The sequence below is a fragment of the Streptomyces sp. NBC_00820 genome (genome assembly GCF_036347055.1).
GTDB lineage: Bacteria > Actinomycetota > Actinomycetes > Streptomycetales > Streptomycetaceae > Streptomyces.
Genome location: NZ_CP108882.1, coordinates 468,360 through 490,878, shown reverse-complemented (window position 1 = coordinate 490,878; position 22,519 = coordinate 468,360). Strand labels below are relative to the sequence as shown.

Here is a 22,519-nt window from a genome sequence, read left to right as displayed (position 1 = left end):
TGCTACGGGGCGAGCCGCATGCCGCGATGCCGGATGTCCTTGACGGTGGCTCGCTGCGCGCCCTCGAGGATGCCGAAGAGGCTCGCGTCGCCATGGGCGACCTTCGGCAGCTGGTCGACGACGGCCGTGTTCGTGGTTCCCATGACGGGGCCCCAGGTCCAGCCGGGCGCGACCGCGTCGTAGGACGCGCTGCCCACGGCGTACACGTCCTGGCCGCCGAAGTAGGAGGTCGGGAAGGCGGCCTTGGCGACGGGCACGAGCCGGGGGTCGGCGGGGAACATGCTGCTGGTGCCGGAGGAGACCCACGCCTTCATGCCCTCGGGGTCGGTGGTGATCCACTTGATGAACTCCGCGGCGGCTCCGCTGTTCTCGGCGCCCTTGGGGATGACGAAGGACGAGCCGCCGTACATCGCGGAGGCCGGCTTGCCGTCCCAGGTCGGGACCGGGGCCACCGACCACTTGCCCGCCTGGTCGGCGACGGTCGCCCGCAGGGCTCCCGCGCACCAGCTCGCGCAGACGTAGGCGACGGTCCTGTTCTGCTGGACGCTCGTCCAGAACGGGTCGAGCGTGCTCGACGAGCTGACGAGGTCGTGCCGGGCGAGGTCGCCCCAGTAGTCGGCCACCTTCCGCGAGGGGGCATCGGTGAGCGACACCTTCCAGGCGTCCTTCCGGGTGCCGAACCACTGGGCTCCGGCCTGCCAGGCGAGGGCGGTCAGCAGCCCCGGGTTGTCGGTGAACAGGACCCCGCCGCGGGCCTTAGGGTCGGCCCGCTTCACCTGGGCGGTCATGTTCCGGTACGCGTCCCAGGTCTTGGGAACGGCGATCCGGTGGTCCTTGAAGAAGTCGTTGCGGTAGTAGAGCATCAGCGGCGCGGCGTCGCGGGGAACGCCCCAGGTCGTGCCGCCCAGCTCGACCAACTGCCGTACCGGCTTGGGAAAGTGGTCCTTGACGAGGGTGCCGAGGTTTCCGTCCAGGCTCTCCAGCTCGCCCTGGGCGGCGAACTCCGGGAGCTCGGGGTACTCGACCACCGCGACGTCCGGGGCGGTGCCGGCCTTCACCGCGTTGGTGAGCTTGGAGTAGTACTCCTGGCCCGAGGGCACCGACTCGAAGGTCACCTTGATGCCCGGATGGGTCCGGTTGAAGGCCGCGGCCACCTGGTCGGAGCCCTTGACGAAGGACCAGAAGGTGACGGCGCCGGTCTTCGGTCCTGCCGCGGTTCCCTTGTCGTCCGGGTTGCCACATCCCGTGACGAGCACGCCGAGTGTCGCCACGGAACAGGTCAGAGCTGTCAGGCGTCTGCGAAACATGCTGTGCCACCGATCGTTCGCTTGGGTGTCACCGCAATCATTCGCAACATACGACATCGCGTCAATACGTTCGCTTTCGTTTGTTAGAAACGAAAGCGATACGACATCGCATGGCCGGGGCGGTCAGGCCTCGGCCATGCGGTCGGCCCCACAGGACGCACGCACCCGCAGTTCCGGACGGAGCAGGATCTCGGCCAGCGGCGTGGCGGGGTCGGTCAGCCGTCGCACCGCCAGGTCGAGGGCCCACGACCCCACCGCCTGCTTGGGAGGGGCCACCGCGGTGAGGGGGATCTCGCTCAGCTCGGCTACCTCGTCGTCGTAGGTGACCAAAGCCAGATCCTCCGGCACGCGCAGCCCCCGGGCGCGCAGGATGCCGAGGAGGGCGATGGCGTCGATGTCGTTGTGCACCAGCGCCGCCCGGACCTCTCCGGCCTCCACGGCCCGGACGACCTCCTCGAAACGCGCGTCGGCCGGAGCCGCGTCACCGGTGGTGGTGATGCGGTACTCCGGCCCCGGCGTCAGCCCCATGACCTTCGCGGCTTCGGCGTATCCGGCGCTGAGGAGAGCCGTGTTGGGGCTCTCGGCCCGGGCGACAAGGGCCACCTTGTCGTACCCGAGGCCGGCGAGATGACGTACGGCCAGTGCGGCGCCGTAGGCGTGGTCGGAGGCCACCTGTTCCAGCCGGCCGGCCCGCAGCCCCGCCCGGCGCTCCACCAGGACGGCCGGCACGTCAAGGCCGCTCAGCCACTGCTCGGCCTCGTCCAGCGGGCGCAGGCCCGGGTGCAGCATCAGCAGCAGGCCGTCGACGCCGCCGGCCATGAGGCGGCGGACCTGCTCCTGGTTGTCCGACAGGGACTCCCCGGAGACGGCCAGCACGACACGGACGCCGCGCGAGCCGGCCGCGTCCTGGACGCCGCGGATCACCTCCGGGTAGTAGTAGCCGCCCGGCGGCACCACCAGCCCGACGGTGTACCGCTCCTGCGCGGGCGGCGCGGCGGCGGCCGGAGCCTCGACCGCGGTGGCATCGGCCGGGGCCGGCGCCGACGTCAGGGCCTTTGCGCCGCCGTGCACCCGGGACAGCAGTCCCCGGTCGGCCAGTTCCCGTACGTCCTGGCGCAGGGTGACGGCGGAGACGCCCATCTCCTCCGCCAGTTTCTTCACGGTGATCGAACCCTGGCGCTCCACAGCGCGCAGGATCGCTTCCCTACGCTCGTCGGCCAACACCTTCGGTCCCCTCTCGGTAGCGAGTGACTCATCCCCCTTCACTCGACAGCCGAAAGATATCAATCAAAGGTCGCCGGCGGCCGGATCGCGGAACTTCGTGGACGGCGGCCGTTCGGCTCAGTACGACGGCCGGTCGTCGACCTCGACGAGGTTGTGGTCGCGGAGCGTGTAGAGCTTGCCTCCGTGGGCGTTGACGTGCGGGCCGCTGTACCAGACGCCGTTGATGCCGGTGACGACCGTGCTGACGGCGAACGTCCTCGGGTCGAAGCGGAACAGCGTGGTGGTCGAGACGCCGTAGACCGTGCCGCGGTTGGTGACCAGGGCGGCGAAGCCCTGGCAGACGCTGCTCACGTCGGCGGTGAACACCAGTTGCCGGTTGCGCAGGTCGATGACGAACGACCTGCCGTTCCTGGTCAGCCCGTAGAGGTGGTGGCCCCGCACCGCCAGGGCCGCCACCCCGGCCGGCTGCCCCGTCTCCAGGCGCCACGTCTCCCGGCCGGTGACGGGATCGACAGCGACGACGGTGCCGCGCGGTCCCGTCCTGGCGGCGTTGTCGCCGCCCAGGTAGGCGACGCCACCCCGGTTCGCCACCGCCCGCACGAGCTGGACGCCGTCGATCGGGTTGACGAAGGAGGCCGACTTCCCGGTCTTCGGGGAGTACGTCCACAGGGCTCCGCCGCCCTCGGTGTCGGACTGCACGGCGACCAGGAGCAGCTTGTTGAGGGGGTCCCAGGAGGTGTCCAGCGGCCGGTTCTGCTCACTGGCGAACCGGGCGGCCTGACGCGGTTGCCCTCCGTCGGCGGGGTCGTACCGCCAGATGCCCTGCGCGTCGTACTGGCCGGTGTACAGGCGGCCGTCGATCACCTCCGCGTCCTTGGCCTCGCCGGGGGCCCGCAGATTGACGACTTGGCCGGTCCGCAGGCTGCGCCGGGAGACGGTGCCGTTGCCGCCCAGGTAGACGTAACCTCCACCGGCCGCGATCCCCATGCCTGCCTGAGCGCCGGCGGGCGCGCCCGCCTGGCCCAGGTCGGTGACCACCGAAGTGCCTGCGGACAGGTCGATCTCGGCGACGAAACCGTAGCCCGAGACGACCTCCAGCTTCCCGTCGGTGTGGTCCACACCCCAGATCTCGCCGAGGTCAGGCCCGCTGAACGCCAGGGGGGAGATCGTCTTCTCCGCCGTCGAGTAGGCCTGCACACCCGCCTCGGAGGCGAAGTAGATCCGGTCCGCGTCGGCGCTGAAGGACTTGACGGTCTTGCCCTGCGTGGTCACCACGGTGTACTGGGAGAGGTCCGCGAGGTCCATCACGGCGAACTTGGCGGGATCGACGCCGCCCGAGGTGCCGACGACCAGGTTCCCGCCGATGACGGCGAGTTCACGCAGGCTCGGGTCCTTCTCCATCTCCTTGGGCACGACCGAGGTGAACGTGCGCGTCGCCCGGTCGTAGGCGTAGAGCGAGGCCTTGCTCGCGCCGCCCCCGCCGGCCAGGATGCTGCCCGCCCCGAAGAAGACGGTGCTCCGCGTGGCAGCGACCGCCCTGGCCAGCGTCGCGTTCGGATCGGGGGTGCCCAGATTGACGACCGTTCCGGTGGCCGGGTCGTACTCCCACAGAACGGGCGGCTTGTCCGGCATGCCGCCCACGGCGTAGACCATGCCGTCGGGTGCGACGGCCAGATCACGGATGTCGCGGTCCTCGGTCCTGCCGACGGCCACGGCGGGCTCGTCCGGCGTCGTCAGGTCCCACCGGTAGAGGTTCGGCTTGCCCTGATCGGCCTTGAGCAGGACGCCGATGTAGAGGTACCGGCCGGTGGGGTCCGCCGCGAGCGCCTGGATGGAAGGCTCGGGCCCCGCGTCGAGTTCGGTGTGCGACACCACCTTCCGGCTCGGCAGATGGAACCCGATCACGCGGGAGGGGTTCAGGTTGCGCGACCCTATGTAGACGGTGTCGCCGACCATTAGCCCGCTCATCAGCGAGAACTGCACCAGACCCGGCCCCAGGTCGGTCACGGTCGTGGTGCCGGCTTCAGCGGTCGCGGCATCGGCTCGGGTGGTCAGAAGCGGTCCGGCGGCCATCGCCAGCCCGAAGGCACCGCCGGCCTGCAGCAGTCGGCGCCTGCTCGGGAAAGGACTGTCGGTCATGCGTACTCCTTGAGGTGTTGCCGCTGCGGGTTCGAGTCAGGAAAGTCCGAGGACGCGGATGTCGTCGTGCTGAACGGTCCGCGTGGGGACGTCGCCGTTCGCGAGCGACTCCGAGGGGCGGTAGAGCCCCCACTTGAGGTAGCCGTGGTCGGCGGGAGAGCTGGGCTGCCAGGTCGCCACGTCGTCGTACGAGGCCATCAGCTGGTAGGCGGACTGCCCCGGAAGCTCGACGGAGACCTCGAACCAGCCGGTCCGATCGGTGGTCCAGCGCGCGTCCACGCGGAAGTTCATCCATTGGTCGACGTACGGCCGGAAATCCGGCACGACCGTCGTCTGCCGGTTCATCTGCGGCGACCGGAACGCCACCGCGTTGCGCTTCGTCATGAGGTAGAACGCGGGTGGCTGGCCGCCCGAGTACTTGCCCTGGAAGATGATGTCGCCCGACTCGCTGTCTCCCGACCGGTACGGCTGCCAGTCCTTCAGCAGCACGCTGAACTCGTAGCGGTGGGTGTCCCCGGTGTGGAAGGTCCCGTCGGGGAGCCGATCCGTCGCGCTCTCGCTGCGGGGTGCGCCGTCGGAGAAGTAGCCCGGATCGTCGAGCGTGACCGTGTGCTGGACCGCGTACGAGCTCCGGTGTCCCGGCCGCACGACGGCGGAAGCGTCCGGCGCGGTCGCGTGGGTGGTGGGCAGGCCCGGGATTCCCGAGTCCAGGGCGCCGCTCTCGTAGTCCACGTTCAGGATCTCCGTGGCGGTCAGGCCGTGCCCCGGCTTGCTCTGCCCGCAGTTTGCCGCAGTGGCTCCGTGGGCCTGAGCCGGGGCCTGGAACGCCAGGACGGGAACCAGCAGCGCTGCCGCACAGAAAGGGGTCGCTGCATCCGGCTCGGGCTCACTGCGCGTGCGACCGCCGGCTGTGTAGGCGGTAGAACGAAATCATTCGAGCCAAAATCGAAGGGATTCGCGTGCCGAGCAGGCTGACACGTTCCGAGTGATATCGAAAGGCCAACGACAGGAATTCATGGGATCTCAGGTTGGAGGTACCTGATAGGCATGTCTTTGCTGGTCCAGGTAGGCAGTGGCCGTCGAACCAGAGGATGGACGTGGCACACTGGAGCCTTCGTTCGATGAGATGCGATGCCGAATGATGCGATGTGGTGGGCGGCGGAAACGTCACCACGGCAGCGAGCGGCCGCGGGCTGCACCTCTCGGACCAGGAAGCGCGTCATCGCATTTTTGACGCAGGCGGCACCAGCACGAAGGCCGTGCGCGGTCGCTCAGGGACGGTAACGGCATCGGGCTCTTCGCTCGCGACCTCGTCGACAGCGCCCTCGCCCGGCAAGGCGCCTCGCCATCGCCGCGCGGGGAGGCGCCCGCCGGGTTCACGTTCCCGTCGACGGGCCGACCGACTCGCTGACCGCCGTGCCGGCTCGCACGCCCGGACGCCTGCTCATTCCCCCACTTGTTCCTCCTGTTCGGCCCGCCGGGCGCGCCGCGTGCGGTACATCTCGACCAGCAGGGGGAGCAGGGACAGGACGACGATCACGGCGACCAGCGGCAGCAGGTAGTTGTCGACGCCGGACACCGACGACCCCAGCAGATACCCGGCGAGGACCATGCTCTGCGACCACAGCAGGCCGCCGACCGCCTGCCAGATGGTGAACGTACGCACGGGCACGCCGAGGGCGCCTGCCGCCGGGTGGAGCACGGAGCGGACCATGGGGATGAAGCGGCCGATCACGAGGGCCTTGCGGTAGCCGTAGCGGGCCAGGAGCCGTTCCGCGCGGGCCGCGCCCTCCTTCACCCGCCGGTTGGAGGTGCGGGTCAGCAGCGCCCGTCCGCCGTGCCGCCCGAGGATGTAGCCGACCTGACCGCCGGCCACGGACCCGACGGCCGCGCACAGCAGCACCTGCCACAGCTCCAGCCGTGGTGCCTGGTCGCCGTGGCCCGCGCACAGCACGCCGGCCGGGAACAGCAGGGTGTCCCCGGGCAGGAAGAAGCCGACGACGAGCAGGCCCGACTCCGCGAAGATGACCACCAGCACACCGAGCGCGCCGAAGGCGGCCAGCAGGGAGGCGCTGTCCGTGGGGTTGACGGCGATCACCGCGCATCGCCTCCCGCCCTGCCGATCGGTCGCGTCGTGACAAGTGTCGCGTGAAGGCGGCCCGACCGCCCGGCCGCCCGACCGTCCAGCCGCATGTCCAGCCGCCTGTCCACCCGGCGGCTCGCCCGGCCGCCCACCGGTCGCCCACCCGTCCGTACGGCAGGGGACCCGGCCCCGCCCCGTTCCCTTGACCCCGATGACGATCTCTGCGACCGTCCACGCCATGCCCCGCGACGCAGTCATCGGTGTGGACATCGGGACCTCCAGCAGCAAGGGCGTCCTGGTCGGCCTGGACGGCGAGGTGATCCGCTCGGCCGTACGGGTGCACACCCCCGGGAGACCGGGCCCCGGCCGCTTCGAGATGGACGCCCGCGTGTGGTGGCAGGAGTGCGCGGCCCTGACCCGCGAGCTGACCGGCCCCGGCGACGCCACCGTGACCGCGGTCGGCGTCAGCGGCATGGGCCCCTGCGTCCTGCTCACCGACGAGGACGACGAGCCGCTGCGCCCCGCCGTCCTCTACGGCGTGGACACCCGCTCGGTCCGCCAGATCCGGCGCATCGAGCAGCGACTCGGCGCCGAGGAGATCATCCGGCGCTGCGGCTCCGCCCTGAGCACACAGGCCGCCGGGCCGAAGATCGCCTGGATCGCGGAGGAGGAACCGGACGTCTACGCCCGGGCCCGGCGCCTGTACATGCCCGGCAACTGGCTCGTCGCAAAGCTCACCGGGACCTATGTGCTGGACCACCACTCCGCCAGCCAGTGCACCCCGCTGTACGACACACACGCGCACGAGTGGTACGCCCCCTGGGCCGTCGAGGTCGCCCCCGGCCTCGACCTGCCGCCGCTGCGCTGGTCCGGTGAACCGGCGGGCACCGTCACCCCCGAGGCCGCCCGGGAGACCGGGCTGCCCGTCGGCATCCCCGTCACCACCGGCACGATCGATGCCTGGGCCGAGGCCCTGAGCGTAGGGGCCCACCACACGGGCGACCTGATGCTCATGTATGGCACGACCATGTTCCTCCTCCACACCGTGGACCAGCCGCTCACCAGCCCCTCGCTGTGGGGCACGGTCGGCGCCCTGCCCGGCACCCGGAACCTGGCCGGGGGCCTTGCCACCTCGGGAGCGGTCACCGACTGGCTGAGGGACCTGTTCGCCGGCGCCGACCACGCCGCGCTCACCCGCGAGGCGGCCGCTTCACCGCCCGGGGCCGACGGCCTGCTGATGCTTCCCTATTTCGCCGGCGAACGTACCCCGCTCATGGACCCCGACGCCCGGGGCGTCGTCGCCGGACTGACCCTGTCCCACACCCGCGCCGACCTCTACCGGGCGGCGCTCGAGGCCACCGGCTTCGGCGTCCGCCACAACATCGAGACCATCGAGGAGGCCGGCGGGGACATCCGCCGGGTGGTCGCCGTCGGCGGCGGCACCCAGGGCTCCCTGTGGACCCGGATCGTCTCCGACATCACCGGTCGCCCCCAGGAACTGCGCACCACCACCATCGGCGCCGCCTACGGCGACGCGCTGCTCGCCGCGCAGCTCGTCGGCGACGCCTCCGTCGACGACTGGAACCCCGTGCGCGAAACGGTCCTGCCGCGTCCCGAACTCAAGCCCGTATACGACGAGTTGTACGGCCTGTACCGGCGGCTGTACGCGGAGACCGCGGACACCGTGCACGCGCTCGCCGCGTCACAACAGCGCTGACCGACGCCTCGCACCCGCCGTCCACCGCCGCACACCGCCGGACGCGGCGGCATCCTCCGCCCCGACCGCAAGGGACTGTCGTGTACGCGCCCCCTGTCGGGTGTGCGGCCACGGTCCTACACTGCCGATCCGCAGACATACGGGGGCAGTTGACGGGGGGAGCCGCTATGTCGGGACATCCGTACGGTCCGAGCCCGGGATTCGCCGTACCGCCGATGCCTCAGGGGCCGCCGCCGGCCCCGCCGGACGCCCTGCGGGCGGTGGCGGTCGGGCTGCTCAACCTCAGCGGCCTCGGCCTCGGTTACGCGCTCGTCCGCAGACGGGTGGCGATGGCCACGTGCTGGGCGGCGACCGCCGTCCTGCTGTTCGTCGCGCTGCCCGCGGACGCCGACGGCGTCCCGGCCTTCGCGCTCGCCTTCTACGCCCTGTTCCTCGTCCTGGCCGCCGTTCACGGAGCGTTCACCGGACTGCGCACCCGGACGGTCTGGCCCGGCCGCGCGCCCCTCGCACTCCTCCTGGGCGTGCTGCTGCTCGCCGTACCGGCGGGCGGAGCGGTCTGGTACGACCACGCCCGCGAGGAGGCCGTCCAGCAGGCGCTCCTCGAACGCCTCCAGCACGCCGACGAGTTGGTGACGACGGCGGGCCGGCGCCCGTTCGCCTCCTCCCGGTCCGACTACCGGACCGCCCTGGGCGTCTACCGGGACCTCGCGGTGAACCACTCCGGGTCACGGGCGGCCGGCAAGGTGCCCGACCGCATGCGGACGTACTACACCACCGTCGGCGCGGCGTACGCGCGGAACGCGTACTGCGAGGCGATCGAGCCGCTCAAGTACCTGCGTACGGTGCCGCGCGTCATGCCGGGCGAGCAGCTCGGCTCGCTGAGTCGCTGGCCCGACGAACGGCTCGCGAACTCGCTGTACGAGTGCGGCTCGACCGGCCTGGCGGGCGGCGGGACGGACTGGGCCACCCGCTTCGGCGACCTGCTCGGCACCTTCCCGGAGTCGGAGCCGGCGGCCAAGGTCGTGCCCGCCGTCGACTCGGCGGTGCGGAAGGCGGAGAAGGCGGTCGGGGGCGGCGGGCCCTGCGCGGCCGTCGAGCAGTTGCACGGCCTCGACGCGCAGATCGGCGATCTGACCCGCTCGGCGGGACAGGCGGCCAGCGACCTCACCAGGGTCGCCGACCGCGCCGACCGGAGCGGGGACGCGGGCGCGTACGCCTGCGGCGTCGACCAGTACAAGGACGGCGACTTCGACGCGGCCCAGAAGACCATGGAGCAGTACGTCGCCGACACCGGGCGGGGCGCGAACCGGGACCGGGCCAAGAAGATCGCGATAGGCGCCGAGGTGGCGCAGACCATTCCGGCCGCCGGGAAGAAGCTGCCCACCACGGCCTCCGGCGGCAGCATCTCCGTCACCGTGAAGAACGACAGTCCGGACGAGGTCACCGTTCTCTACACCGGCCCGGTCACCGGCAGCTTCACGCTGAAGGGGTGCGGCGGCTGCACGTCGTACTCCCTCGCCAGTACGATCACGATCGGCTTCAAGCCGTGCAGCGACAGCGGCAGGCACTACCCGCAGCGCACGCTCAGCCTTCCCGTCGGCACCACGTACTTCGTGCACAAGCCGCACGGCGGCAGCACCGCCGCACCCGCCTCGGACACAGCCAGGCTCCGGTCCGGCTACATCTACACGGAATGTGCCTACACGACACGGACGTTCGGGTCCGGCACCTGACCCGGACACCCTTCCGGCCGTGCCCGGCCCCTCCCGCGTGGCGTCGTACGCCGGAGGGGCCTGGCATGTGCGGGGGCCGTCAGCGCTGACGGGCGGCGCGGCGCCGCACCATCAGGACGGTCCCCGCGCCGAGGGCCACGGCGGCGCCCGCGGCGGCCGTGAGCGGCAGGACCGAACCGGAGCCGGTGGCCGCCAGGCCCCCGCCGGTGGTGGAGGAACCCGAGGTGCCGCCGGTCGCCGAGGATGCCGAGCCGCCCGACGCGGACGAGCCGCCGGTGGACCCGGAGGTGGACCCGGAGGTCGTGGAGCCGGCCGAGGAGCCCGAGCCGGATCCGCCGGTGGAGTCGGTGCCGGAACCACCGGTGGAGGACGTCGAGCCGCTGTCACCGGTGCCGCCGCCCGTGGAGCCGGCACCCGCCGCGTCGACGGTGATGTCGGCCGCGTCATTGGCCTTGTCGGGATCGAACGGCCGGGACGGCCCGGCCAGCGTCACGGACCCCTTCGCCCCCGCCTTGCCGATCCGCACGCTGAAGTCGTACGTCGCGGTGCTGTTCTCGTCCACCCAGAAATTGCCGGTGCCGCACTCGTACGTCCCCGAACCGACGCTTCTGCAGCGCCCGTCGGTCTTCGTCACCGACGTACCGGCGGGCATCTTGACCATCACCCGCGTCGGGGTGGTGTCCATGTCCCCGTACACCCAGGCGGGCCCGGCGTTGGTGAACTTCACGCCGAGCGGCACCGTGTCACCCACGTGCCCCTTCAACTGCCCGCCGGTCACCTGGAAGTCGGCCGTGTTCCGCGTCCGCACCTTCACGCTCGCACGGTCCCAGTCGGCTTGCTGGGCGGAACCCGGGGCGGGCGGGGTGTCGTCGGGACGCCGGACGAGCTTCACCGCCGGGCCCGTGCCGTGCACGGGCGTGGCACCGGAGTCCCCGGGCCCCGCTTCGTAGGTGCTGACCAGCACCGAGAGGTTGTCCTCCATGGCGTGGGGGAGGGCCTTGCCCGCCAGCGGCGCCTCGGGCGCGTAGACGACCCCGGGGTCCACCGCCTGGTCGAACTCGCAGCTCACGACCTCGGCGGCGAGTCCCTCGTCGAAGGGGGGCACCTCCCATGAATCGCAGTTGGACGGCACTTCGGTCCAGGAGAGTCCGTGCGTGACGGTGTACGTCACCCAGACCTTGTCGAGTGCGGTACCGCCCGTGTTGGTGAAGGTCGGCTGCACCGGGAAGCCGTCGCCCGGCTTCAGCCCGTCGACGGAGGGCATCTTGCCCAGCACCAGACCGGGTGCCGGTCCGGCGGCAGCGGCGGGCGCGGCACCCAGGGCGAGGAGAGCGACGGTGCCGACGGCTCCGGCGGCCCGCCGGAGCGGGTGGGGGCCAGGAAGGATGGGTGCCATGGGTTCCTCTGCGTGAAGCGGCGGCTACGGACGGCTGAAGTTCCGGGAAACGTGTGTTCGTGCAGGGAGACCTCCGTTTCCGGAGAAGGGTTGTACGGAAGTGGGGGTCGTGTACGGGATTCCCGTCCGGGCGGCCGCATTCCGACGCGGCGGCTTCCCGGGGCATGGCGGACCTCACAACCGAGATAGTTCACTGTTCAACCAATATGGCGTACTGTCTCCAGTGCCCGGGTGAAAAAGGGCGAAACCGCCATGATCCTTCGTGGGCATGGGGCCAGCAAGGAGGAAAGACAATGACGTCCAGGATCGCGCGTCGCGCTGCCGGTGTGGCTGTCTCCGTGACCGTCGCCATGGCGGGAATCCTCGCCGTGGGAGGCGCCGCCTCGGCGGCGGAGCTTCCGGGCAGTGCGCACTCCGGCCTCGTCCGGGTCTCCGACGGTCGCGTCGGTGAGGCGGTTCACGGCGGCCGCATCGGTCATGACCGGGGCTACGACGTCCATCGCGCCTGGGTCCTTGATCAGGTCCGGTGGGCCCACGATCACGGCCTGCTCGTCCAGGGTCGCTAGCGCCGGGGAGCGCGCGGACGACCACCACGGCACGGCGAGCACGCCGTGCCCCACAGCCGGGGCGGCATCCCTGATCGTTCAAGGGACAGCGGCGATCGCGAAACGGGATGCCGCCCCTTTTCCCGGCGGCCGAGGCCGTGACCCGTGCGGGGCGGGCAGTCGTCGGTGAGGGGGTGGGCCGGCCGCGGGCGACGTCCACTCCCCGGGGTCGCGGACCGCGCGAGCCCCGGTGAGCCGTCCCGGTCGACCAATAGCACTTCGTGCACGGGTCTCGCACCGGGACCGGCATCTTGTTCCCACCCGCTGATGTCGAATCGGAGAGTCGAGCCATGGCCGACCGCATAGAACACACACTGCCCATGGAGCTCCTGCTCGCGCCGGAGGAGCCGGTCGCGCTGCGTACCCGTCTGGCGTACCGGCGACGCGACCCGTTCGCCGTGCACATCACCTTCCATACCGGAGTTCACGCCCCGGTCTCCTGGGTGTTCGCCCGCGACCTGTTGGCGCTGGGCATGCGGGAGCGGAGCGGGCTGGGAGACGTCCGAGTCTGGCCGCAGGGAAGCGGCCCCGACGCCGTGCTGAACCTGACCCTGTCGTCGCCCCATGGAAGCGCCCGCCTCAGGGCCTCGCTCCCGGCCATGGCCGAGTGGCTGGAGCGCACGTATCTTCTCGTGCCCGCGGGTGGGGAGAGCGACGAACTCCGCCTGGACGCCGCGCTGTCGCGGCTGCTGCACGGAGCCGCGTGACTCGCGCCCGTACCCGCATCCGCATCCGCTCCCGCGCCTGTATCTCGCCTGAGGCCCCCTCATCTCGTCGGGGCCTCAGGCGTGTTCGTGCGGCCGTGTTGCCTCGCGGGCGCTCGGGAGTGGCCCAGAACACTGGTGCAAAACGTACAAAACGTGCCATTATTTCAGTTATGCAACTTTCAACCAACCGTCTGCGGCGAGGGCTCTCGGCATGCGGTGTCGCGCGGTCGCTGCGAGCCGCCCGGACGCCGCACCGCGGACGGGTGGCCGCAGTGCTGATTCAGGGCGTCAAGGGCCTGATCGCGGCGCTCCTTGCATGGGAGATCACCTCGTGGTGGCTGCCGGGGCAGCAGGAGTACACCGCCGTGGCCACGGCGCTGCTCATGGTCAGCGCGCCGACGGTCCACCGCTCGGTGACGCAGGCCGCCCGGAGCGTGGGCACGCGGGCGGCCGGGCTGTCCCTGGCCGCGGCGGTCGTATGGCTGCTCGGCTCGACCGCGGGCAGCGTCGCGGCGGTTCTGGCGATCGCGCTGTTCGCCGGTGCCGGCGGCCACCGGAGCACCGACAGCCGGCTCCAGGTCGTCTCGACGGCGGTCCTCGCCCTGACCGTGGCCGCGGCCGCCCCGATGGGGCACGTGGTCGCACTGGTCCTGGCGACACTGGCCGGAGCGGTGGTGGGGATCGTGGTGAACGCGCTCGTCCTGCCGCCGTTGCACCTGGAGGCGTCCGACGCCTCGGTGCGCGAACTCGCGGCTTCCATGGGGACGTTGCTGGGTGACATGGCCCGCGGACTGCGCGAACGGCAGCACGGTGACCGTGCGCACACCTGGCTGGAGCAGGGAAGGCACCTGGAGGAACTGGTGGTCCAGGCACACGAGGACGTCCACCGGGGCCAGGAGAGCCTGCGCTGGAACACGCGGTGCGCCGTGCACGGGCGGGGGAAGGTGCCCGCCCACCGCGAGGCGCTCCACGCCCTGCACCGTGTCTCCTTCCAGGTCCGCGGCATCGCCCGGACGCTGGCCGACAACGTCGACGACCGGCACACCGACCACCACCTGGGCAGACTCTTCCTGGAGCGGTACGCGGCGACCCTGGAGGCGGCCGGACAGGCGGTGACCTCGTTCGCCGCCCTGAGCTCGACCGCCGAGCCCGGTCGTGTCGACGCCGCCCGTGACAGGCTGCGTCAGGGCATCGGCGAAGCCGCCGTCTGGCACCAGGCGATGACCGACCTGATCGCCCACGGCGCCCTCCCCGAGCCGGGCGCCTGGCATGTGTACGGATCGCTGATGACCGACGTCGAACGCCTGTTGGCCGACCTGGACCACGCCGACCGGCTCACCGCGGCCTCCGCGCGTCCCCGGTCGGGGGCTGCTTCCGCCGCCTGAACGACCGCACGCCCGCGGCCCTTGCGGCGGACGTGACGGTGGGGCCGGCGGTGTGGGGCAGGACCTCTTCCGCGGTTCGGGCCGGCTCCAGCGGGCCACCGGGCCTTCCGGACAGCGGGTCGTGGTCGTGGTCGTGGTCGTGGTGGGGGTGGGGGTAGTGGGTGCTGGCCGAGCCTCCGTGGTCGAAGGCGGTGCGTGGATCCCGGTTTCCCGGATGCGGGCCCGGCGCCGGCGCGGTGTCCGAACCGACTTCGTCGCACCGCGACCCAAGCTCCCTGCGCCCGTGGCCGTATGCGCGGAGTCCTCCGTGAAGTTCCCTCCCCGGTGGCGGAGTCGGACCGCGGCGCGACCCCCGTGCCGGACGCACGGGGGTCTTTGCGGAAAGCCGACAGGGTGGCATCCGTGGACGGTGTCCGTCCGGTCTCCCGGACGTTGCCGCGGATGCCACCCCGCGCCCGCACGGACACGTTCCCCGGTGTCCGTGCGGGCAGCCCGGTCCTCGTCCCGAGGGGCCGGGCCTCTCGTGCGTCAGCGTGCCCCACCCTGCCGCACGAGGAGTCGGTGACGGTCAGCCGAAGACGCCCCGGTCGAAGTCGCCGCCCGTGTGCCAGGGTGCCCAGGAGTCCTGGACCTGGTCCCAGCGGTAGAAGCGGTGGCCGTCGTACCGGTACCGGTCCCCGTGGTCCTGGGTGTACCAGCCACGGCCGCTGCGCTCCCAGGAGCGGTGGCCGTCCCAACGGCGGTCGTCCCAGCGGCGGTCGTCCCCGTGGTGCCGGTCCCGGTGACGGTCGTACGCGGCGCTGTGGCCGCGCTGTCCGTCGCCTCGGCGGGTGTCCTCGCGGTACGAGTCCCGTCCGTGGTGGTCGCCGCGGTGGTCGCCGCGGTAGTCGTCGGCACGGCGGTCGTCCCGGCTGTCGTCGTGACCGTGACGGCGGCCGTCGTGGTCGCCGTGGCTGCCGCCGTCATGGGTGACGACGGCCGTACGGTGGCCGACCTGTTCGGTCGCGGCCGAGGCGGTACCGCCCGCCGCGAGAAGGGAGCCGGTGGCGACAGCGAGCGATGCGGCTGCGACGACGGCCCTGCGCACGAAGGTGCGACTCATGATCTTTTCCTCCTTGCTCGGCCCCGCCCCTCTCGTCAACGGAGTCGGGCGGGGTGTGCCCCTTGGTGTGGGGCACTGGTGAACCTACGCCCGATGTGGTTGAACGGTAAACCAAATGGCCCGTGATGTACGTCATGCCCCTCATGCCCGCTTCATCGCAAACGTCGCCCACCGGCCCCGTCGCCCACCGGTCTCGACGCCCACGGGCCCCGGGTGCCCATCGGTACCGGCGCCCCACGGAACTTGCCGGCCGGCCACGGCGGCCCCTCGTGCCCCTCGCGCCCTCAGGCCCGCGCCATCCGGCAAGGGTGCGCCGCGCCGTCCGCCCGCTCCAGCCACTCCCGGTACGCCGGGGCCTGGTGGGCGGCCTCCCAGTAGGCCTCCTCCAGTTCGGAGTAGCCGTTGTCCAGTTGCGCCTCCGTGCGGGCCGCGAGCAGCAGCCGTACGCCGATGGGGTCGCCCTGGAGGGGGCGGATGGCCAGGTCGGAGCGGGGGTGCGCGGTGGGCTGGCTGACCGTCACCACCTCGCCGATGGCGGCCAGGGAGTAGGCGGTGAGGTAGTCGCCGTGCAGCATCTCCGGTTCGAGCCCGGCCCCGCGCAGCACACGGCACAGCCCGTCCCATTCGCCGTCGGCGGTGGAGTCGACCATCCAGCGGTCGGCGGCGAGATCGGCGAGCCGCACCTCGTCCCCGGTGGCGGCGGGGTGGTCGGCGGCGAGGGAGACGAACTGCGGTTCCCGTTCCATCAGGACGCGCAGACGGAGCCCGTCCGGGATGCGCAGCGGACTGCCCTCGATCTCGTGCACGAAGGCCAGGTCGAGCCGGCCCTCCGCGACCATGCGCAGCAGGGCGTTGGCGGACGCGTCCATCTGGAGCGTGGGCTCGGCCGGTGGTGTCCGCGAGCGCAGCCGGCGCAGCCAGCCCGGCAGGGCGCGGCTGGCGGTCGCGCCGATGCGGGGCCGGGGTCCGCCGGCGGCGCGGGCGGCCGCGGCCCTCGTCTCGGCGACGAGCGCGGCGAGTTCGGTGACCAGGGGCCGGGCGCGGCTGAGCACGAGGTGCCCGAGAGGTGTGGGGCGGCAGCCGGTACGGCAGCGGGTGAAGAGCCGGCCGCCCAGCTCCTGTTCGATACGGCGCAACTGGGTACTCAACGACGGCTGCGCCAGGCCGAGTTCACGTGCCGCCTGGTGAAGGCTGCCGGCGTCGGCGATGGCGCAGAGGACGCGGAAGTGTCTGACCTCTAGCTCCATGCGGGGGAGCGTATGGCGGTGGCCGGTCCGACGCCAGACGATCAAATCCCGACGGAAGCACGCGAGTTGCCCGCGATAGCTTCGTGCTATCCCAAGTTGCCATCATCCGTCGGCTGTTGAGGTGTCCGAGACTCGTGGGCAACCGATCGTTCACCACCCCACACGAACGAGAAGGAGTCCCCCCACATGTCGTCTTCCCGTACGACCACCAGAAGCCTGATCGCGCTGGGCCTCGGCCTGGCCTGCGCGGCGCTGGGCACCGCGACCCCGGCCGGCGCCCAGACCACCGCCACGGCGCCCGCCGCCCCGCACGCCGGGTACACCCGCTCGGCCGGGGACGCCGCCGACAACAAGGCGTTCTTCGAGGCCGTGCTCAAGTCGGTCGCCGAGAAGCAGGCCGCCCACCCGAACCTGAAGTCGGTCACCGTCTACTACAACGCCTCCCAGGCGCCGAGCTTCAGCTCGCAGATAGCGAGCTCCGCCTCGATCTGGAACAGCTCGGTGACGAACGTCAAGCTCCAGGCGACCTCGGGGGGCGCCGACTTCGCCTACTACGAGGGCAGCGACCCGCAGGGCTCGTACGCCTCCACGGACGGCCACGGCAGCGGCTACATCTTCCTCGACTACGCGCAGAACCAGCAGTACGACTCGATCCGCGTCACCGCGCACGAGACCGGACACGTCCTCGGGCTGCCCGACCACTACAGCGGGCCGTGCAGCGAGCTGATGTCGGGCGGCGGCCCCGGCCCGTCCTGCACCAACCGCTACCCGAACGCCACCGAGCGCTCCCGGGTGAACCAGCTGTGGGCCGCCGGGCTCGCGAAGGCCCTGGACAAGCTGAACAAGGTGCACTGACCGACGGTCCCCGGCCCGCCGCCACCCCCCACCGGCTGCGCCGCCCTTCCCCGACGGTACGGATCGCCCGCCGCGCGCGGCGGCCCCTACCGCGCAGGGACGGCGGGCAAGGACCCGCGCCTCGACCGCCCGCCCCGGCCCTGCGCCGGGGCGGGCGGCGTGCGGTCGGGGGCCGGGTCCTCACTCGGGTCGGGGCCCGGTGGCCGGGCGGATCACAGACCTGTTCGCACGGGCGAGACGGTGGCGCCGGGATCAGTGCGCCGAGGAGCGGCCGTTCGGGGTACTCACCTGCTGTCGTCGCCCGTTCGGCGGCCCTGGTCGGACCTGGCCGGCCGGGACTTGGAGAGCGTGCCGCCCGGTGGCCGCTCGATGAGGTTCTGGACGGCCCGGCTCAGGATCAGCACACCCACGACGATGGCCGCCGCTCCGCACGCCTCGGGCACCAGCCACCAGCCCGTCCGGATGGTCTCCCCGAACAGGGTGACGCCGAGGACCAGACTGACCACGGCGTCACCGATGGTCAGCGCGGGCTGTGCCGCGGCCAGGGGGCCGGCCTGGAGTGCGTTCTCCAGCAGGAGCACGGCCCCCGCGCCGGCCAGCGCGAAACCGTACGTCTGCCAGGACCGCAGGAACGCCTGGAACCCGTGGTCGGCGAAGGTGCCCGTGGCCGACTTCAGCAGCGCGGCCGTGAGGGCGTTGGCGATCGCGGAGCCCGCCGCCAGCAAGGCGGCACGGCGGGCGGGAGAGTGCCCGTGCCTGGCCAGGACCACGGCCGCGGCGATCGCGCCGACGCACAGGATCACGGCAGGGATCCAGCGGACGAGCGCGGCCTGGTCGGTGGCTCCGTGCGGCGCCGCGGCGACGAGCAGGACGGCCAGGCCGGCCACGACGGCCGCCACGCCCCACCAGCCGTAGGCGGGAAGGTGCCGGTGCATGATCCAGCCCATGGCGAGCAACGCGAACGGCAGCTCCAGGATGAAGAGCGGCTGGACCAGGGCCAGCGGCCCGTTGACCAGGGCCAGGCTCTGGCACACCGCCGCGCCGATCACCCCGGCCATGCCCAACAGCCACGCGGGCTGCCGTACGAGTTCCGCCAGCAGCCGCAGACCGCTGTGGCGGCTCACGGAGGCGGCCTTGCGCTGGAACGCCGTCCCCACGGCGTTGCTCGCCGCTCCCGCGACGGCGAACGCCGCGGCCAGTTCGATCACGACTGTCTCCCGCCTCGGGGCACACCTCCCGGAGGAGCTTCGGGCACCCTCAGCCTACGAAAGCCCCCGCCATCCCGCCGCCGGGCCGCCTTCCCCGACCGCGGCCGGACGAGCGGCCGGCCGCCACCCGGCCGCGGCGGCCCCCCTGCCCGAACGGCGTACCCGGCCACACCGTGCAGGGCAGGGCAGGGCAGGGGGAGCCGGACGGTCGTCACCCGAAGAGCGGGAACCGGTCCGCCGCCGCGCCCAGGGCGGTGCGTTCGGCGTCGGTGAGCGGGGTGCGGCCGGTGCCGACGCGGGCGTAGTGGCGGTCGCTCCAGCCCGGCAGCGCGGGCCGGCCCAGAAGGCAGTCGAGTGTGGCGCGCACGGCGGTCAGACCTTCGGAGGAGGGGCCCGGGGCCAGGGGCAGCCGGACCGTCAGGTCGAGGTGGTGGACGGTCGCCTCGACCGCGAGGGTGGTCATCAGGTCGCCGGCCGTCAGCACATGCCCCTGTGTGGCCACCCGCCGGTCCGGGTCCGCCGAGGCACCCGCGTGCACGGCGGCCGCCAGGGTCTCCAGGAAGAGGCCGCGCAGCCGGCCCAAGTCCAGGAACATGCCGGCGTTGACCCGTACCCAGCGCCGGCCGTTCGCCGAGCCCAGGTCCGCCACGACTGCCGAGACGGCCTCGTAGGCGGACCGTAGCAGCCGGGCCGGAGCCGGGCCCTCTTCCGCGATCATCGGGCACTCCTCCGTCCGGTTGCTACTCCACCCGGCACTCCTCACCCATGGCGTCGCCACGAAACCCATGGCGTCGCCAAGAGACCCCTCACACCCTGCTCGACGTCGCCGTGTCCCCGGACAGCCGCTGGGCGGCGTAGATCGGGAGCACCGAGAGCAGGACGAGCACGGCGGCGACGACGTTCACCACGGGCGCCTGCTGGGGGCGCGTCATGTTGCCGAAGATCCAGATGGGGAGGGTCTCGACACCGGGGCCCGCGGTGAAGGTCGTCACGACGATCTCGTCGAAGGACAGCGCGAAGGCGAGCAGACCGCCGGCCAGCAGCGCGGAGCGGATCAGCGGGAAGGTGACGTCGACGAAGGCCCGGAAGGTGGTCGCGCCGAGGTCCATCGCGGCCTCCTCGTACGACGAGGACGTGCGCCGCAGCCGGGCCACCACGTTGTTGAAGACCACGACGATGCAGAAGGTGGCGTGGCCGGCGATCACGGTGAACAGACCGAGCCCCACACCCAGCGGCGCGAGCACCGTACTGAACGCGGAGTTGAGGGCGATGCCCGTGACGATGCCAGGGAGGGCGATCGGCAGGACCACGATGAAGGAGACCGTGCCGCGGCCGAAGAAGCGGTGCCGGGCGACGGCGAACGCGATGAGCGTGCCGAGCACCAGCGCGATGGCCGTGGCGCCCAGACCCGCCTTCACCGATGTCCAAAGAGCCTCCCGCGCACCGGAGTTGTGGGCGGCCACCGACCACCAGCGCAGGGTCAGTCCCGGCGGTGGCCAGCTCGCGCTGCGGTCGGGGTTGAGGGAGTTGACGAGGACGAGCAGCAGCGGCACGTAGATCACCGCGAAGCCGAGTCCGGCGCCGACGCGCAGGGCGGCGCGCGCGGTGCGGCTGAGATGCATGGTGCGCTCCTACAGGCTGTTCAGGGCGCCCGTACGGCGGATCGCCAGCAGGTACAGGACGATCACGACCACGGGCACGGTGCCCAGCGCGGCCGCCATGGGCAGGTTGAGTTCGATGTTGGAATACACGAGGTTCCCGATCAACTGCGTTTTGCCGCCGACGATCTGCACCGTGATGTAGTCGCCGAGGCTGAGCGAGAAGGTGAACACGGAACCCGCCGCGACGGACGGCAGCACCATGGGCAGCACCACGGACCGGAAGGTGCGGCCCGCCCGCGCGCCGAGGTCCGCCGAAGCGTCGAGCAGACTGTCCGGCAGCTGCTCCAGCGCCGTGTGGATCGGCAGGATCATGTACGGCAGCCACAGGTACGTGAGCGCGAGGACGGTGGCCGGCAGGCCGAATCCGGGGCCGCTCAGCCCGAGGGGCGCGAGCGTCCAGTCGGCCAGGCCGCCCTCGGAGAGGATGAGCCGCCACGCGTACACCTTGACGAGGTAACTCGCCCACAGCGGCGTCAGGATGGCCACCACGAGCAGCGGACGCCACTTCGGCCGGGCCACCCGCGCGGTGTAGAAGGCGACCGGGAACGCGATCACGGCGCACAGGGCGGTGACCGCGAGCGCCACGCCGACGCTGCGCAGTACGACCTGGCGGTAGACCGGCGTGGTGAACAGCTCGTGGAAGTTGTCCGTCGACCAGACCTTCACCACCTGGGAGGTGAAGGAGTCCGTCGTCCAGAAGGCCGAGACGAACAGCACGGCCAGCGAGCCGAGGTAGAGGACCGCGAGCCACAGCAGCGGGGCTGTGAGCAGCAGGGTCAGCCGGAGCCGGGGCCTGCGGTGCAGGGTCCCGGCGAGCCGCCGGACGGTGCCCCGTCCGGCGGCTGACGTCACGTCGGTCGTCACGCCTCAGCCCTTGATCTCGGTCCAGGCCTGCACCCACTTGGCGTAGGGCACGCACCGGACGTCCTCGCGGCCGTCGAGGCACTGCTCGATGGGCGTGTTCCAGAAGGCGATCCGCTTCCAGTAGTTCTCGTCGGCGGCGTGGTAGACCGTGCAGAAGTTCTTGTCGCTGGTCTCGGCGCAGGCCTTGGAGTTGGCCGGGGCCTCGCCGAAGTACTCGGCGACCTCGGCGTTGACCTTCGGGGAGACGATCCAGTCGAGCCACTTGTAGGCGCAGTTGGGGTGCTTGGCCTTGGCGGAGACCATCCAGGTGTCCGACCAGCCGGTCGAGCCCTCCTTCGGCACGAACGCCTTGACCTTCGCGCCCTCGGAGGCGGCGAGGTTGGCGATGACCTGCCAGGTGGTGCCCACGACCGAGTCGCCGCTCTTGAAGGCCGAGACCTCCTTGAGATAGTCGCCCCAGTACTCGCCGATGTCCGCGTTCTGCTTCTTCAGCAGGTCCACGGCGGCGTCGAACTGCTTCTGGTCCAGCGCGTACGGGTCCTTGATCTTCAACTCGGGCTTGGTGGCCTTCAGATAGAGGGCCGCGTCGGCGATGTAGATCGGGGAGTCGTACGCGGTGACGTGTCCCTTGTGTGCCGCGGCGTCGCCGAAGACGGCCGACCACGAGGTCGGTGCCGGCGTCACCTTCTCGGTGTTGTACATCAGCAGGTTGGCGCCCCGGCCGTGCGGGATGCCGTACATCTTCCCGCGTACGGAGTTCCAGGCGCCGTTCTTCAACCCGCTGTAGATGTCCTTGTAGTTGGGGACGAGAGCGGTGTTGACCGGAGCCGCGTCACCGGAGGCGATCAGGCGCAGAGAGGCGTCGCCGGAGGCGGAGACGGCGTCGTACTCGCCGGTCTTCATCAGCTTGACCATCTCGTCGGAGCTGGTGGCGACCTTGGAGTGGACCTGGCAGCCGGTCTGCTTCTGGAAGTCGCTGACCCAGTCGACCTTGGGGTCGTTGGAGCCGTCCTCGACGTAGCCGGCCCAGGCGATCAGGTTGACCGCGCCCTCCGTCTTGCCCAGCTTGGCCGGGGCCTTGAGGTCGGGCGGGTTGAGGCCGGTGGCGGAGGAACCGCCGCCGGAGCCGGAGGAGCCACAGGCGGCGGCGAGCAGCAGCACGGCACAGCCGGCCGTGGCGCGCAGGGTACGGGTGAGACGCACGACGTTCTCCAGGGGTGAGGGGATCTCGCGTGGAGCGGGTGGTGCCAGGAGCGGGGGAGCGGGTGGAGCGGGTGGTGCCAGAG

The 22,519-nt window shown here is 71.7% G+C and carries 19 protein-coding genes; 6 read left to right on the top strand and 13 right to left on the bottom strand.

Annotated features, from left to right (window positions below):
- Window positions 1–2: 2 nt before the first annotated feature.
- The 5 genes from OIB37_RS02330 to OIB37_RS02310 form a co-directional block, all read right to left on the bottom strand.
- On the bottom strand, window positions 3–1,256 hold the full coding sequence (locus OIB37_RS02330; RefSeq protein ID WP_330455802.1) for an ABC transporter substrate-binding protein: 1,254 nt from the start codon (window positions 1,254–1,256) through the stop codon (window positions 3–5).
- A gap of 174 nt (window positions 1,257–1,430) precedes the next feature.
- A complete protein-coding gene (locus OIB37_RS02325) occupies window positions 1,431–2,531 on the bottom strand; it encodes a substrate-binding domain-containing protein (RefSeq protein ID WP_330455801.1) in 1,101 nt (366 codons plus the stop codon).
- Between the two features lie 117 nt (window positions 2,532–2,648).
- Window positions 2,649–4,670 carry an outer membrane protein assembly factor BamB family protein gene (locus OIB37_RS02320; RefSeq protein ID WP_330455800.1) on the bottom strand — a complete coding sequence of 674 codons (2,022 nt, stop codon included), beginning with the start codon at window positions 4,668–4,670 and terminating at the stop codon, window positions 2,649–2,651.
- A 36-nt stretch (window positions 4,671–4,706) separates the two neighbouring features.
- On the bottom strand, window positions 4,707–5,402 hold the full coding sequence (locus OIB37_RS02315; protein WP_330455799.1) for a heparin lyase I family protein: 696 nt from the start codon (window positions 5,400–5,402) through the stop codon (window positions 4,707–4,709).
- Between the two features lie 712 nt (window positions 5,403–6,114).
- Window positions 6,115–6,768: a DedA family protein gene (locus OIB37_RS02310; RefSeq protein ID WP_330455798.1), complete on the bottom strand. Its 654-nt coding sequence runs from the start codon at window positions 6,766–6,768 to the stop codon at window positions 6,115–6,117.
- 223 nt (window positions 6,769–6,991) lie between these two features.
- Between OIB37_RS02310 and OIB37_RS02305 the strand changes: the two genes are divergently transcribed.
- Together OIB37_RS02305 and OIB37_RS02300 are read left to right on the top strand one after the other, a co-directional pair.
- Window positions 6,992–8,470 (top strand): FGGY-family carbohydrate kinase, encoded by a 1,479-nt coding sequence (locus OIB37_RS02305; protein WP_330455797.1) that lies wholly within the window; start codon window positions 6,992–6,994, stop codon window positions 8,468–8,470.
- Window positions 8,471–8,637: 167 nt separating this feature from the next.
- Window positions 8,638–10,203 (top strand): hypothetical protein, encoded by a 1,566-nt coding sequence (locus OIB37_RS02300; protein ID WP_330455796.1) that lies wholly within the window; start codon window positions 8,638–8,640, stop codon window positions 10,201–10,203.
- A gap of 79 nt (window positions 10,204–10,282) precedes the next feature.
- On the opposite strand, the gene OIB37_RS02295 is transcribed toward OIB37_RS02300, so the two are convergent.
- Window positions 10,283–11,599: a hypothetical protein gene (locus OIB37_RS02295; RefSeq protein WP_330455795.1), complete on the bottom strand. Its 1,317-nt coding sequence runs from the start codon at window positions 11,597–11,599 to the stop codon at window positions 10,283–10,285.
- A 293-nt stretch (window positions 11,600–11,892) separates the two neighbouring features.
- Between OIB37_RS02295 and OIB37_RS02290 the strand changes: the two genes are divergently transcribed.
- From OIB37_RS02290 to OIB37_RS02280, 3 genes are all read left to right on the top strand, one after another.
- A complete protein-coding gene (locus OIB37_RS02290; RefSeq protein WP_330455794.1) occupies window positions 11,893–12,165 on the top strand; it encodes a hypothetical protein in 273 nt (90 codons plus the stop codon).
- A 329-nt stretch (window positions 12,166–12,494) separates the two neighbouring features.
- Complete coding sequence (locus tag OIB37_RS02285; protein WP_330455793.1) at window positions 12,495–12,911, top strand: SsgA family sporulation/cell division regulator; 417 nt, start codon at window positions 12,495–12,497, stop codon at window positions 12,909–12,911.
- A 263-nt stretch (window positions 12,912–13,174) separates the two neighbouring features.
- On the top strand, window positions 13,175–14,296 hold the full coding sequence (locus OIB37_RS02280; protein ID WP_330455792.1) for an FUSC family protein: 1,122 nt from the start codon (window positions 13,175–13,177) through the stop codon (window positions 14,294–14,296).
- A gap of 568 nt (window positions 14,297–14,864) precedes the next feature.
- Here OIB37_RS02280 and OIB37_RS02275 read toward each other — a convergent pair.
- Both OIB37_RS02275 and OIB37_RS02270 read right to left on the bottom strand, forming a co-directional pair.
- Window positions 14,865–15,398 (bottom strand): hypothetical protein, encoded by a 534-nt coding sequence (locus tag OIB37_RS02275; protein ID WP_330455791.1) that lies wholly within the window; start codon window positions 15,396–15,398, stop codon window positions 14,865–14,867.
- 284 nt (window positions 15,399–15,682) lie between these two features.
- Window positions 15,683–16,645, bottom strand: coding sequence for a LysR family transcriptional regulator (locus tag OIB37_RS02270; RefSeq protein WP_330455790.1), 963 nt, complete (start codon window positions 16,643–16,645; stop codon window positions 15,683–15,685).
- A gap of 186 nt (window positions 16,646–16,831) precedes the next feature.
- On the opposite strand from OIB37_RS02270, the gene snpA reads away from it, so the two are divergent.
- Entirely contained in the window at window positions 16,832–17,500 is a 669-nt protein-coding gene (gene snpA / locus OIB37_RS02265; RefSeq protein ID WP_330455789.1) for a snapalysin, read from the top strand.
- Window positions 17,501–17,784: 284 nt separating this feature from the next.
- Here snpA and OIB37_RS02260 read toward each other — a convergent pair whose 3' ends face one another.
- The 5 genes from OIB37_RS02260 to OIB37_RS02240 form a co-directional block, all read right to left on the bottom strand.
- Entirely contained in the window at window positions 17,785–18,708 is a 924-nt protein-coding gene (locus OIB37_RS02260; RefSeq protein WP_330455788.1) for a DMT family transporter, read from the bottom strand.
- 211 nt (window positions 18,709–18,919) lie between these two features.
- Window positions 18,920–19,426 carry a hypothetical protein gene (locus tag OIB37_RS02255; protein ID WP_330455787.1) on the bottom strand — a complete coding sequence of 169 codons (507 nt, stop codon included), beginning with the start codon at window positions 19,424–19,426 and terminating at the stop codon, window positions 18,920–18,922.
- A gap of 88 nt (window positions 19,427–19,514) precedes the next feature.
- A complete protein-coding gene (locus OIB37_RS02250) occupies window positions 19,515–20,330 on the bottom strand; it encodes an ABC transporter permease (RefSeq protein WP_330455786.1) in 816 nt (271 codons plus the stop codon).
- 9 nt (window positions 20,331–20,339) lie between these two features.
- On the bottom strand, window positions 20,340–21,233 hold the full coding sequence (locus OIB37_RS02245; RefSeq protein WP_330455785.1) for an ABC transporter permease: 894 nt from the start codon (window positions 21,231–21,233) through the stop codon (window positions 20,340–20,342).
- Window positions 21,234–21,236: 3 nt separating this feature from the next.
- Window positions 21,237–22,436: an ABC transporter substrate-binding protein gene (locus tag OIB37_RS02240; protein ID WP_330455784.1), complete on the bottom strand. Its 1,200-nt coding sequence runs from the start codon at window positions 22,434–22,436 to the stop codon at window positions 21,237–21,239.
- Window positions 22,437–22,519 lie beyond the last annotated feature (83 nt).